The following is a 13,446-nucleotide window of genomic DNA, read 5'->3' on the forward strand; positions in this document are numbered from 1 at the left end:
GTCATGAAAGATCAGACCATGTCGAACATCGAAATACGAAACGAAGGAATGCGGATCGGCGGTGAAGTTGTCTTCACCGACGAAACCGTTCCAGTGCACTACCCCTATACCAACGAAGTTGTGGGATACGTTCCGGCCGGAACCGCCGAGCATGCGCGCAAGGCTTTCGAGATTGCGGCGAATTACAAGCCGAAGCTCACCCGGTATGAACGCAGTCAGATCCTGCAGCGCGCGGGTGAACTGATCGGAGAAAAGCGCGAATATCTGGCCAAGTGGCTGACGCTTGAACTGGGCATCTGCCACCAGCACGCGATCTACGAAACCAAGCGCGCGCAGGATGTCTATCAGTTCGCTGCCGCCGAGGCACTGAAGGATGATGGCGAGATTTTCTCGTGCGATCTGACCCATAACGGCAAGGCCCGGAAAATCTTCACCATGCGCGAGCCGGTCAAGGCGATCAGCGCGATCACGCCGTTCAACCACCCGCTGAACATGGTCAGCCACAAGATCGCGCCGTCGATTGCCACCAACAACTGCATGGTCTGCAAACCGACGGAATTGACCCCGCTGACCGCATTGACCCTGGCGGATATTCTGTACGAGGCGGGCTTGCCGCCCGAGATGTTCCAGGTTGTCACCGGCTGGCCCGCTGACATCGGCGACGAGATGATCACCAACGAGCATATCGACATCATCACCTTCACCGGCGGCGTGCCTGTGGGCAAGATGATTGCCGAGAAGGGCGTTTACAAACGTCAGGCACTGGAACTTGGCGGCAATGATCCTCTGATCGTCCTCAACGACCTCAGCGATGCTGATCTGGACAAGGCTGCCACGATTGCGGTTGCAGGTGCCACCGGCAATTCCGGCCAGCGCTGTACGGCGGTCAAGCGCATTCTTGTACAAGAGAGCGTCGCGGATAAGTTCGTGCCGCTGGTTCTGGAGAAGGCCAAAAAGATCAAATTCGGCGATCCGCAGGATCCTGAAACCGAATTGGGCTGCGTGATCCACAACAAAGCGGCGGAAGTCTTTGAGAACCGCGTTCATCAAGCCGAAAAAGAGGGCGCGGAAATCCTCTATCACCCCGGCCGTCAGGGCGCGCTTCTGCCGCCGATCGTTGTCGACAAGGTGCCCCATGACAGCGAACTGGTGATGGAGGAAACCTTTGGCCCGATCGTCCCCATTGTACGTGTGCCCGACAATGATGAAGAAGTAATGGCTATCTCGAACTCGACCGAGTTCGGCCTGTCCTCGGGCGTATGCACCAACGATCTGAACCGCGCCATAGCCTATATTAACGGGCTGAACGTGGGCACATGCAACATCTGGGAACAGCCGGGTTACCGGATCGAAATGTCGCCCTTCGGCGGAATCAAGGACAGCGGAAACGGCGTGAAGGAAGGCGTTATCGAAGCGATGAAGTTCTTTACCAACGTGAAGACTTATTCGCTGCCCTGGCCTGGCTAACGTGCCTGCCCCTTCTGCAAACAGGAGGGGTCCAGGAAATTTCTCCCCGGAACTGGCGGACCCTTCGGGGCCCGCCCCTTTTCCAAAACGACAGTGAGAAACGGATATGCCACAGATTGTCCATACAGAAGGGGAATCGAATACCTCGGAAGCCCGCAAAGCCTGGCTGAAGAAGTCCATCGGGCCCAAATCATCGCCGCTGCTGAAACGCGACTCGGATGTGTTCCTGCATCAATCCCTGTCCAGCCCCTGCGTCAGCACGATTGCCAAGGCCGAAGGTATCTGGATCGAGGATTTCGACGGTCGCCGCTACATGGATTTCCATGGCAATTCGGTACATCACATTGGCTATGGCCATCCCCGTCTGGTGCAGGCGATCAAGGATCAGCTGGACGACCTGCCCTTTGCCCCACGCCGTTTCACCAATGACCCGGCGGTGGAACTGGCCGAAAAGCTGGTGGCCATCACCCCGGGCGATCTGGGCAAGGTACTGTTCACCACCGGCGGTTCGGACGCCAATGAAGTCGCGCTCAAGATCGCCCGCGCCGCGACGGGCCGTTTCAAGACGCTGAGCTTCTGGGACGCCTTCCACGGTGCGGGCTTTGGCGCAGCAAGCGTTGGTGGCGAGGCCACTTTCCGCAGCCACATCGCCGGGCCGCTTTTGCCGGGAACCGAGCATGTAGCACCCTTCCACCCCACCCGATGCCCCTATGGGCACACAACGCTTGAAGCCAGCGCCGAAGCCTGCGCCAACATGATCGACTATGTGCTGGAACGCGAAGGCGACATCTGCGCCGTCGTGGCCGAGGCGATGCGTGCCGTGCCCATCGTGCCGCCGCCAGGTTTCTGGAAGCGGGTGCGCGAAATTTGCGACCGGCACGGCGCATTGCTGATCCTGGATGAAATTCCGACCGGGCTGGGCAAGACCGGGCAGATGTTCTCGTTCCAGCATGATGAAATCGTCCCCGACATTGTCACCATCGGCAAATCGCTGGGCGGGGGTATCTTGCCAATTGCCGCCTGCATCGCCCGGAAAAATCTGGATGTTTGCGGGGACTTTGCCATTGGGCATTACACGCACGAAAAGAACCCCGTAACCTCTCGGGCCGCTTTGACGACAATGCAAATCATAGAAGACGAGGGCTTGGTCCAGCGCGCGGCCGAGTTGGGCGAATACGCGATGGGGCGCCTGGTCGACGCCCTTCAGAATGTTCCCATCGTTGGTGACATCCGGGGCCGCGGCCTTATGTTCGGGATCGAGATTGTCGAGGACCGTTCCAGCAAGACGCCCGGAAATGCCCGCGCGGAACAGATCTACTATGCCTGTCTCGAAGCGGGGTTGAGCTATAAGATCAGCCAGGGTTGCGTTCTGACCCTGTCGCCGCCGCTGACGATTTCGCAAACTGAACTGGATCGTGCCATCGACATCGTTGTTGCCGCAATCACAGAGGCAAACTGAGCCGACTGGCCATGGCGGCGGGCAAGATCGCCAATTGGTTCGGTAACGGGCGCACTTGGCGCAACCCAATAAGATGCTGCAAAATAGACCGGATTTCCTGTCCTTGTTTGCCGTCGCCTAAGGCTCAAAAGCCATCTGCAGCGGATCGCAAACAAACTGCGGTGCAAATACCTGTTTTGAAGCCGGAGTGAAGCATGGCAGTTGTCACCTTCCTGATCAGTTTGACCGGGGCAACCATGCTTCTGCTTTATGCAGTACGCATGGTGCGCACTGGAATCGAACGCAGCTACGGCGCGTCGTTCCAACGGGTGATGACGCGCCAGCGCAGCTACCTGCATGCCTCGGTGGTTGGGCTGATGATGGCGGTCGTGCTGCAAAGCTCGGCCGCCGTGGCTTTGCTGACGTCCGGGTTTTCCGCCAGTGGGATGCTGAGCTTTCCAGCCGGTCTGGCGATTGTACTGGGTGGCGATCTGGGCTCGGCGTTGATCATTCAGATCCTGTCCTTTCGGCTGGACTGGCTTGTACCGCTGCTTCTGGCAATTGGCGGCTATCTGTTCGTCAAGACCGAAGCCAAGAAAGCACGGCAGCTTGGGCGTATTCTGATGGGCGTGGCATTTATCCTGATCTCGCTGAGGTTCCTGCGCGAGGCGATGGACCCCATCCGGGACAGTGCATTTCTGCCCGCCGTCGCCGATTATCTGGCGCGCGATTACATCACGGCCTTCCTTGTCGGGGGTGCCCTGGCTTTTGTCATGCACTCGTCGGTCGCGGCCATCCTTATGTGCGTGACGCTTGTACAGATCGGCGCAATCCCTTTTGCCGCCGGTATGTCATTGGTTCTTGGCGCGAATTTTGGCTCTGCCTTCATTCCGGTCTGGCTGACCCGGGGAATGCCTGTGACGGCACGACGCATCCCCTACGCAAACCTGGCGCTGCGGGGCAGTTGGGCTTTGGTGACCCTGTTTGTGGCGAAACTGGCCCTGCGGACCGGGCTCTTGGGAGAACCGCAGGGGGGACAGATGCTCGTCAATGTGCATCTTGCATTCAACCTGTCACTGCTGGTTCTGGCGCTTCCGTTTTGTGGGCGCTTGCAGGCACTGTTCGAAACGCTTTTGCCAGACCCCCAAAAAGAACAGAAGCCGCAACCCGCAAGACCGGTCAGTGCGTTGGACATCAGATGCGTTTCGAACCCAAACCAAGCGCTGCCGAGCCTGAAGCGGGAACTTCTCCGGATGAGCGATCTTCTCGAGACCATGTTCCGCCCGGTGCTGGAACTGTACCGACACGGTGATAAGGAACAGATCCGGTCTGTTCAGGCGATTGACGAGGATGTGAACCGGTGCCTCTCGGGTATTCGAACCTTTGTTGCAGCGATACCGGCTGAATTATACGAAAAACAGGATGCCAAAACCGCGCGCGATCTGATGGAGTTCGCTATTCGGCTTGAAACGGCCGGGGATGTTGTTGCCAAACGCCTGACTGTTTTGGCGGGCGAAATGCGCGCCAAGGGTTCAAGTTTCTCACAAGAGGGCTGGTCGGAACTCGTCCACATGCACGAGAGCATTCTGTCGAATATGAAACTGGCTTCGAACGTGCTTATTTCGGACGATCTGGAAAGCGCGCGCCTGCTGAGCCTTGAAAAAACCGAAATAAAACGCGTGGAACGTGACAGCCGCAAGCGACACCTGCGCCGATTGCAACATGGGACAACGGAAAGCTTCGAAACCAGCGATATGCATCTGGAGACTTTGCGTGCGTTTCGAGAGTTCAACAGTCACATCGCCTCTGTCGCCTACCCGGTCCTGTACCGCTATGGGCAATTGTTGGAGACGCGATTGATCAAGGAAATTGCCGACGAGCCAAGCGGTCCGTGAGATCGTCTCAACTCGTTTGCCTTTTTGATAGCGGTGTTCGCAAAGTCTGACGGTGGCCTTGCGCTGGTTCCGACCCCGGATACAGATGCGCACCCTTGTCGGTCAGAGCTTGCCTGAACCAATCAACATCCTAGGCTCGAACTCCACCTAGCCAATCGACATTGGCGGGTCCCTCAAAAGGGCCCTTGTCGCGCCACCGCTTTCAGCAGTTTCACAGGGCTATCCTTTATCCATGGGCAGTACCTTCAGCCATTTCGAGCGCCTGGTCGAGGCTGTTTGCCACCTGGTCCACATCTTCCAAGGACAAACAAAGTGGCGGCACCATCCGTAGGCATTGCTGGAAAGGACCGGACTTTGACAGGATGATCCCCTGCGCGCGGCAGGCTTCGAAGACCTCTGCTGTCATCTCCTTGTCAGGCGCTTTGCTGTCCCGGTCTTTCACGAATTCCAGCGCCAGCATAAGACCCTTGCCGCGAACATCACCGATGGCCTTGTACTTGTCTTTCAGGTCATTAAGCCGTTCCAACAGCGCTGCGCCCACAATACGGGCGTTTTCCTGAAGCCCTTCGTCTCGCATAACGGCCAGTACGGCACGGGCGGCGGCAGCCGAGGTCGGGTTGGCGCCGTAGGTGTGGAACATGAACCTTTCGGCCATCGGCGCCGCAACTTGTTTTTTGGCCACAACCGCTCCGATCGGAAAGCCGTTTCCAAGGCCCTTGGCCATGACAATGATGTCGGGGACAACGCCGTCTGCCTCGAACCCCCAGAAGTTTTCGCCGGTGCGGCCAAAGCCTGACTGAACCTCATCGGCAATGTAAAGACCCCCTGCCGCGCGCACGCGATCTGCTGCGCCGGACATATAGCCCGGCGGCATTTCGATGATGCCGCCATAGCCCTGCACGCTTTCCACAAAGATGCCCGCCACCTGACCGGATGTCGCTGTGGCGATGGTGCGGTCGATCTCTTCCAGATACGGCTGGGTACCTGGCCCGAAGATGCCGCGATACTGGTTGGGTTCGGGAACGAAGGCGACGTTGCCGGGCATACCCGGGTGGCGCCACCCGGCAATACCTGTGATCGACTGCGCTGCGGCAGTGGGCCCATGATAAGCAGTGCGCAACGCCAGCAGGTCCAGATTGCCGGTATAGGTACGCGCCATGGTCATCGCCAGATCAATCGCCTCGGACCCGGAGTTGGTCAGATGCACCACCCATTCATAGCCCTTGGGCATGGTCGCGGCCAGTTCCTCGGCCAGATGTGCGGGTGTCGGGTGGTAGAACATTGTCGTGCAGTGGGTCAGTTCCTGCGCCTGCGCGCTTGCTGCTGCCACCACGCGTGGGTGCGAGTGCCCGACCGAGATACAGACATTCATCCCCAACAAGTCCGTATATTTCCGCCCGTCCGTGTCCCACAGGTATTGGCCCTGGCCTTTTTTGAACACAATGGGCTCGCGGAAGGGCGTGAACCGCGTCAGCGAAGCGGCATAGTACCGGTCCCGTCGCGCGGCGGTATTCGAGAAGTCCCAGTCGGTGTGAAGGGGGTGGTCAGTCATTTGGAACCTCCGGTTTTCAGTCGATGGTTATTGGGGTCAAAGGGGGCTTCCGGCAGGATGGTCGCGGCACGGTGCTGACCCAGGATCGAGATGGTCAGCCCCTCGCGCGCGGTCGGGTCACGCAGGTAGGCCAAGGCAAGAACCTTGCCGGTGCGATGACCATAGGCCCCCGAGGTGGCGATCCCTACCGGCACCCCGTCTTTCCATATCGTGTGCGCGTAGAACGGATCGACCTGACCGGCTTCGACATCCAGCAGCACCATGTCCCACGCGTCGTCGCGGGCCAGCTTGGTGCGCAGGTCGTTGCGGACAAAAGGGGTCAGCCCAGCCTCAAGAGGGCTGCGCTCGGTCGTCAGGTCACTGCCCCAGCCACGATAACCCTTTTCGAGACGCATGGAATTTGCGGCATAGGCCCCGTAGAAGCCAAGGCCAAGAGGTTTCGCAGTTTCCTCAAGCAATACGAAGAGCCTTGCCGCGTGCTTATTGGCGACATGCAACTCCCAACCGCATTCGCCCAGATAGGACACACGCAGGGCGCGCAGGGGGATGCCCGCCACGTGGGTCTCGCGCGCGGTCAGCCAGGGCATATCGACCAATTCGGGTAGAGCGTCAGTAGACTTGGGTCCCATGACACCGATGACCGCCAGATCCTCGGAGACGTTTCGAACCATGACGTCAAAACCTTCGGCGACATGTGTCAGCAGATCAAAATCGATCTGCTCGGCCGCCGCGGCACTGGTAAGGTAGGCATGGTCTTCGGTCAGGCGCGTGATGGTGAACTCCGACAATACACCATCTGTCGGCGTCAACGCGTGGGTCAGGCCAATGCGGCCCGGCGCGGGTGCGCGGTTTGCGCCCAGCGCCTCCAGAAACGGGACAACATCCGGGCCGGTGACGTCGAATTTCGAGAAAACCGACAAATCTGCCATCGCAACGCGGTTATGCGCGGCGTCGACCTCTCGCGCCACATGTTCGAACCAATTGGCGCGGCGGAAGGTTTCGTCGGCCACAGCCCCGGGCATGTCCGAAAACCAGTTCGGACGCTCCCACCCATAGGCCGCCCCCATTACCGCGCCGCGCTGGACCATCAGGTCGTGCAGCGGAGACAGGCGCAAGCCGCGCCCGGCGGGACGTTCCTCGTGCGGGTAGTGCACACCGAATTGCAGACCGAAACATTCGATGGCCTTGGCCACGCGGTAGTCCCGATCCGCCCAGACGCCAAAGCGTCGGCTGTCCACTGCCAGCGCATCCATTGGCGGTGCGCCATGGGTCATCCAACGGGCGAGGAACCAGCCTGCGCCGCCGCCCTCCATCACGCCCATGGACGAACCGGTCAGCAGCCAGGCATTCTCCAAGCCATGCGCAGGCCCGATCAGGGGGTTGGCGTCCGGCGTGAATGTAATGGGTCCGTTGATCACCGATTTCACGCCACCCGTTTCCAGCGCCGGAATACGCTCCATCGCGGCCATGATGATGTGTTCGACACTGTCCAGATCCGGCGGCATCAGGTCCGCGCCGAAATCCGGCGGTACACCGTCGACTGACCAAACCTTGGCGTCCTTTTCATACGGCCCAAGGATCAACCCGTCGCGTTCCTGTCTGACGTACCAGCTTTCCTCGGGGTCTCGAATGATCGGCAACTCGGGCAAGCCCTCCTTTATCCGGGACGACACGGCGTCGACCGTGTCTGTCACCAGATATTGGTGCAGCACAGGAACCGAGGGGATGTTGAGCCCCATCATGCGGCCAACCTCCCAGCCCCAAGTGCCTGCGGCGTTGACCACGTGGACAGTCTCGATCGTCTCTTTCTCGGTTTCGATCCACCAATGATCCTGCTGGCGCTCAATCGCGGTGACCGCGCAATTGCGCAGGATCCGGGCGCCGCCACGTCGGGCGACTTCGGCCATCGCGTGGGTTGCAAGCGTTGGGTCTACGTGGCCGTCATCGGGTTCATAAATCCCACCGATCAACCCATCCAGTTTTGCCAGGGGGAACAGTTCGGCGATCCGTTCCGGTGTCAGCACCTCCAGCGGGTAGCCGGTGAACTCGGACAGGCCGGCCACGTGGCGGAACTCGTCTATCCGATCGGGGTTGCGCGTGATCCGCATCGCACCCGAGCGATGAAACCCACAATCGCGCCCGGTTTCCTGCGGTAAAATATCCCGGTAAAGCCGGACAGAAGTTGCACGCAGTTCCTGAATCGTGGGATTGTGCGCGAAATGGGTGCAGAGCCCGGCCGCATGCCAGGTCGACCCATGGGTCAGGTCGTTCTTCTCGACCAGCAAAACGTCGGACCAACCCGCCTTGACCAGATGATACATCAGCGAGACGCCCATGGCCCCACCGCCGATGATCGTTACCTGCGCCTTGATCATGCGCGCATCCTTTCGCCTGAGGGATCAAAGGGCGGGCGGCGCAGGGGCTGCGCGGGATAGTCCTGCCCGGCGACCCGAATTGTGAAAATTCGGCCGCATGTCTCGTCCAATGTCTCGCCCAGCCGGACCGATACCATGGCAAAACACAGGTTCAGCCCCGTTCGTAGCCCGCGTCCACCCGAAGTTGTCAACCCGACATAGGTGCCGTCCTCGAACACCGGTTCGTCATGCAGCAGCAGGGCCGCGCCCTGAACCTGCAGCAGGACAAGACGTCGATGCAGCCCCTGGTGTTTTTGCTGTTCCAACACCGCTTTACCCACAAACTCTTTGGACCAATCGATGGTGAACCCCAGACCGGCTTCAAGCGGAGTGATCTCGGGTCCAAGCTCATGCCCCCAATGTTTGAAACCCTTTTCCAATCGGCATGCATCCACGGCGTAATGACCCAATGGGGTTGCACCTGCGTTTCGCAACGCATCGAACAGCTTGGGGGCATACGCATTGGACACTGTCAGTTCCCAGCCCAGCTCTCCGACAAAACTGACGCGGGTCGCACGGCATGAAGTGCCCGCCAATTCGGCGGTGGCGGCGTGGCCAAAGGGTATCTCGGGAAGGTCTCCCAGGCTTTGCAGAACAGACCGGCTGCCTGCCCCCATCACACCGATGGTGCAGAGCGCCTCGGTCAAGTCCTGAACCATGACGTCGCCCTTCAGGTGGCGGCGCAGAAACGTCAGGTCGCGTGCGCGCGTGGCCGCGCTCGAGGTCAGGTGAAACGCATCCTCGCGCAGCCGCGTGATGGTCACATCCATCTCGATGCCCCCGCGCGCATTGAGTATCTGGGTGTAGACAGCCCGACCGAAAGGCACCTCCATCCGCGCTGTGGTGAGGCGATTCAGCGCCACCAGAGCCTCCGGGCCGGTGATGTCCAGTTTGGTAAACGGGCTCAACTCGATTAGGGCGGTGCCATGACCCATGACAGCCGCTTCCGCCTCGGCCAGAGGCCACCACCCCTGATCGGCTATGGAATAATCCTGTGCCGGGCCGTAATACAGCCCGCGTTCCCAACCTGCTGTCAGCCCGAAATGTGCTCCTTCCCCGGCCCAGCGGTCGTGCAAGGGGGTGGTCCGCAAGCCCCGCCCAGCTTGGGGCTGCTTATACGGCCAGTGCAAGGTAAAGAGATCCGCGACAGCTTCTTCCATGCGTTGTGCCATGTGCCCGGCAGTCGCCGTAGCGGGGTCGACCCGGGCCACATCGACCTCCCACATATCCATGGAGGGGTGGCCGTCGATCACCCAATCCGCCAGTGCCCGTCCAATTCCTGCCGAAGACATCACCCCGACCGAATTCATGCCAGCGGCCACAAACAGGCCATCAACCGAGGTCTCACCTACAAGTGGCCGGGTGTCCGCCGTAAAGCTTTCGGGGCCATTCATGAAATGCTGGATGCCCACGGTTTCAAGGCTGGGGCACAGCTCCAACGCGGCCTCCATGAAGGGGGTGAACTGGTCCCAATCTTCGGTCATCTCAAGGAATGGGCGGTCGCCTTCGGGGCCATAGGCGTCCCAGCATTTGGCGTTGGGTTCAAAGCCGCCGATCACCAGCTTGCTCGCGTCGCCCTTGATGTAGATGCCCCAGTCCAGATCCCTGATCACCGGAAATGGGTTTGGCAGTCCGTTCATGGGTTCAGTGACCACATACATGTGTTCGACCGCCTGTAACGGCAGCGCCACGCCCACGCTGGCCGCCAACTCGCGTGACCAGGCACCGGTGGCAATGACCACCTGATCTGCGTCCAGTTCGATTCCATCGGTCAAGGTTACGCCAATGATGCGAGTGCCTGACTTGCGGAGGGCCTGAACACCGGTGTGCTCATGGATCTTTACACCACTGTCGCGCGCACCTTTGGCATAAGCCATGCACAAATCGACCGGGTTCACATTGGCATCTTCAGGAACAAACAGGGCGCCGACGTGACTGCTCAGATCAAGCTGCGTCAGGGGTACGTCCGAGGCCGAGACTATGCGCGGGCTCAATCCCAGCGTCTGACCCAGATCCGCAATCCGGTGCAACTCGTCCAGACGTGCGGGATCGCGTGCCAGCCAGTAGCCTGAGGTCTGGCGGTAGCCGGTCGACATTCCGGTTTCGGCCTCAAGGGCTGGAAATACCTCGAGTGCGGCCATCGCCAACCGCGTCATGTTTGGAGTTGCCCGCAAGGGACCAACGATCCCGGCCGCGTGCCACGACGTGCCCGAGGTCAGCTGGTTTCGCTCCAGGACGGTGACATCTTCAGCACCGCGCTTGGCCAGATGGTAGGCCAGGCTGAGACCAATCGCGCCGCCCCCGATGATCAGGATACGGGTCATGCTGCCCTCCATTGACGCGACAAAGGCACCGAACTTAGGGTCGGCGCATGACGATACATGCTTTGTGGTGCCATCCCCGCTCGGTTTCGACCGCTTTTGAACGTGTCATGCGCGAGCGCGGTGATCTGACCGTGCTGCACGAGCCGTTCATGTACCATCACTATCTGACCACCAAAGACCGGCTGTTTCCGGGTTTCACGCCCGAACCCGGGCACCCTGCGACATACGACGATATTCGGGCCATGATCCGCGCAAAGGCTGCAATCAACCCCTTGTTTTTCAAGGATATGGCTTACTATGTCACCGAATCCTTGCCGCTGGATCCCGAATTTACTCATCAGATGAGCCACGCATTTTTGCTGCGCGACCCGGCCGAAGCGGCGCTGTCTTATGCTAAACGGGATCCCGAATTTACCCGATTGGAACTGGGACATGAAGCCCAGTACCGACTGTACACTGCACTGAAAGAGCTGGGACTTGACCCTTTGGTCATCACCGCTGATCAACTGCGCCGCGATCCGCAAGCGACGCTGCGCCGTTATTGGGCGCATGTCGGGCTGCCCTATCTCGCGCATGCGTTTTCCTGGGACAGCAGTGTACCGGACGGCTGGCAATCGGTGCAAAGCTGGCATACCGAAGTACTGCAAAGCGGCGCGATCCAGGCGCCCGTGGTCACGGACGTGCGGGCGGAACTGGATGCGCTTGGCGAGCCATATGCCGACCACGTGGCGCATCACCTGCCGTACTACACTCAGATGCGTGACATCGCTGAAACCCAAGCTCATCAGAAATAGTCCCGATCGGGTTTCTCGGCCTTTCGCCGTGCGATATAGTCCTGCAATTCCGTGTCAATGTCCGGGTCCAGACCAGGATCTTCATATGCGTCAAGCTGCTCTTTCCAGATTGCATTGGCGCGGGTTGCGGCATCCTTCGCTCCCGCCGCGTGCCATTGTTCGAACGAATTGTCATCCGGGGTCCAGGGCCGGAACAGAGCGGACATGAAATTGGCCTGCGTGTGTTCGGACCCGAGGAAATGCCGACCCGGGCCTGTCGCCGCGATCGCCTCCATCGCCTGGGCATTCTCGCTCATGTCGATGCCTTCGAAGAAACGCCCGATCTTGCCGCACAGATCGTGATCCAGGATCGTTTTTTCGAACGAGGTCACCAACCCGCCCTCCAGCCAACCGGTGGCGTGGTTGATCAGGTTAGCGCCCGCGAACATCGACATAATCAGACCCCAGGTAGCCTCTTGCTGGCTCTGGGCGTCCGGAACTTTTGATGCGCTGAGCGTACCAACCGTGTGCAAGGGTACATTCAGCCTGCGGGCAAGCTGTCCGGCCGCCAATACCATCAACCCGGCCTCGGGTGTGCCAAAGGTGGGTGCGCCGGACTTCATCGACATGGTCGAGGCGAAACTGCCCATCATGCAGGGTGCCCCAGGGCTTACCAATTGGGTCAAAGTCATTGCAGCCATGGTTTCAGCCAACACCTGAGCCAACGTCCCTGCCACAGTGGACGGCGACATGGCCCCGGTCAGAACCCAAGGCGTGCAGGCAACCGGCTGCCCGGCGCGAGCATAGGTCTTCAATGCACCCGACATATGGCTGTCCATCACAAGGGGCGCGTTGGTGTTTGACACGCAATAGAGGACGGCGTTTTCGGCCACAAAATCCTCACCGAAAACGATCCGCGCCATGTCGATCGCGTGGCCTGCCCGCTCGGCCCCGATAAAGGCCCCCATGAAGGCCCGATCAGAATAGCGAATGTGGCTATATAGCATATCGAGGTGGCGTTTGTTGGCAGGCAGGTCCACCGGCTCGCACACAACGCCACCCGAATGGTGAAGCCACGGCAGGCTATGATGCAGCTTGATCAGATCGATGAAATCCTGATGCGAGGCATAGCGACGACCGCGATCCAGATCGTGCACAAAAGGCGGCCCCCAAGCCGGACAAAGCACACTGGCTTCTCCGCCAAGCTGAACGCTGTTGGCCGGATTGCGGGCATGTTGCGTGAACTGCGCGGGCGCGGTTGCAGTGATCATTTTTCGACAAAAGCCGGGTGCGAACCGCACGCGCGTTCCGTTTACGTCACAGCCTGCATCTGCAAAGATCTTCAGAATCTCTGGGTCATCCTGAAACTCCATTCCGGTTTCGGCAAGGATGGTGTCCGCATTGGCCTCGATCTGCCCCAGCCCCGCCTCGCTGAGCACATTGAAGGTCGAGAGCTTTCGCAGAATAAACGGCGCACGCATCTCGGCGGAGGTGCGGAGTTCCGTCGCCCTGCGACGGCGGGATGGGCGCGAACGTGTCATGGCAAAACTGTTGACCCGGCGCTTGACGGAAACCAAGAAAAT

8 protein-coding genes are annotated in these 13,446 nt (G+C 59.8%); 4 read left to right on the top strand and 4 right to left on the bottom strand.

All coding sequences use genetic code 11. The annotated features are described in order from the left end of the window. Positions 1-3 precede the first annotated feature (3 nt). The 3 genes from phnY (at position 4) to ACR0J8_RS21305 (ending at position 4,800) form a co-directional block, all read left to right on the top strand. Positions 4-1,467 (top strand): phosphonoacetaldehyde dehydrogenase, encoded by a 1,464-nt coding sequence (phnY, locus tag ACR0J8_RS21295; protein WP_480526770.1) that lies wholly within the window; start codon positions 4-6, stop codon positions 1,465-1,467. A gap of 106 nt (positions 1,468-1,573) precedes the next feature. Continuing rightward, positions 1,574-2,926: a (R)-1-hydroxy-2-aminoethylphosphonate ammonia-lyase gene (gene pbfA, locus ACR0J8_RS21300; protein WP_480892172.1), complete on the top strand. Its 1,353-nt coding sequence runs from the start codon at positions 1,574-1,576 to the stop codon at positions 2,924-2,926. Between the two features lie 194 nt (positions 2,927-3,120). Further along, positions 3,121-4,800, top strand: a complete 1,680-nt coding sequence (locus ACR0J8_RS21305) for a Na/Pi cotransporter family protein (RefSeq protein ID WP_480526773.1) — start codon at positions 3,121-3,123, stop codon at positions 4,798-4,800. Positions 4,801-5,026: 226 nt separating this feature from the next. On the opposite strand, the gene ACR0J8_RS21310 is transcribed toward ACR0J8_RS21305, so the two are convergent. From ACR0J8_RS21310 to ACR0J8_RS21320, 3 genes are read right to left on the bottom strand one after another with little or no spacing between them, the layout of a single operon-like run. Beyond that, complete coding sequence (locus ACR0J8_RS21310; RefSeq protein ID WP_170805897.1) at positions 5,027-6,352, bottom strand: aspartate aminotransferase family protein; 1,326 nt, start codon at positions 6,350-6,352, stop codon at positions 5,027-5,029. Next, entirely contained in the window at positions 6,349-8,727 is a 2,379-nt protein-coding gene (locus ACR0J8_RS21315) for a GcvT family protein (protein WP_480892176.1), read from the bottom strand. The genes ACR0J8_RS21310 and ACR0J8_RS21315 overlap by 4 nt, the downstream gene beginning before the upstream one ends. Beyond that, on the bottom strand, positions 8,724-11,090 hold the full coding sequence (locus ACR0J8_RS21320) for a GcvT family protein (RefSeq protein WP_480892179.1): 2,367 nt from the start codon (positions 11,088-11,090) through the stop codon (positions 8,724-8,726). The genes ACR0J8_RS21315 and ACR0J8_RS21320 overlap by 4 nt, the downstream gene beginning before the upstream one ends. A gap of 47 nt (positions 11,091-11,137) precedes the next feature. Between ACR0J8_RS21320 and ACR0J8_RS21325 the strand changes: the two genes are divergently transcribed. Further along, a complete protein-coding gene (locus tag ACR0J8_RS21325) occupies positions 11,138-11,884 on the top strand; it encodes a sulfotransferase-like domain-containing protein (RefSeq protein WP_480526779.1) in 747 nt (248 codons plus the stop codon). On the opposite strand, the gene ACR0J8_RS21330 is transcribed toward ACR0J8_RS21325, so the two are convergent. Further along, positions 11,875-13,404, bottom strand: coding sequence for a trimethylamine methyltransferase family protein (locus tag ACR0J8_RS21330; protein WP_480526780.1), 1,530 nt, complete (start codon positions 13,402-13,404; stop codon positions 11,875-11,877). The genes ACR0J8_RS21325 and ACR0J8_RS21330 overlap by 10 nt on opposite strands. Between the last annotated feature and the right edge of the window lie 42 nt (positions 13,405-13,446).

The sequence above is a fragment of the Ruegeria sp. N11 genome, assembly GCF_056531525.1.

Bases quoted from the DNA above. Each gene is read 5' to 3' on its own strand.
- ACR0J8_RS21330 (WP_480526780.1), bottom strand. From the start codon at position 13,404: ATGACACGTTCGCGCCCATCCCGCCGTCGCAGGGCGACGGAACTCCGC.
- phnY (WP_480526770.1), top strand. From the start codon at position 4: ATGAAAGATCAGACCATGTCGAACATCGAAATACGAAACGAAGGAATG.
- ACR0J8_RS21325 (WP_480526779.1), top strand. From the start codon at position 11,138: ATGACGATACATGCTTTGTGGTGCCATCCCCGCTCGGTTTCGACCGCT.
- ACR0J8_RS21320 (WP_480892179.1), bottom strand. From the start codon at position 11,090: ATGACCCGTATCCTGATCATCGGGGGCGGCGCGATTGGTCTCAGCCTG.
- ACR0J8_RS21305 (WP_480526773.1), top strand. From the start codon at position 3,121: ATGGCAGTTGTCACCTTCCTGATCAGTTTGACCGGGGCAACCATGCTT.
- ACR0J8_RS21315 (WP_480892176.1), bottom strand. From the start codon at position 8,727: ATGATCAAGGCGCAGGTAACGATCATCGGCGGTGGGGCCATGGGCGTC.
- pbfA (WP_480892172.1), top strand. From the start codon at position 1,574: ATGCCACAGATTGTCCATACAGAAGGGGAATCGAATACCTCGGAAGCC.
- ACR0J8_RS21310 (WP_170805897.1), bottom strand. From the start codon at position 6,352: ATGACTGACCACCCCCTTCACACCGACTGGGACTTCTCGAATACCGCC.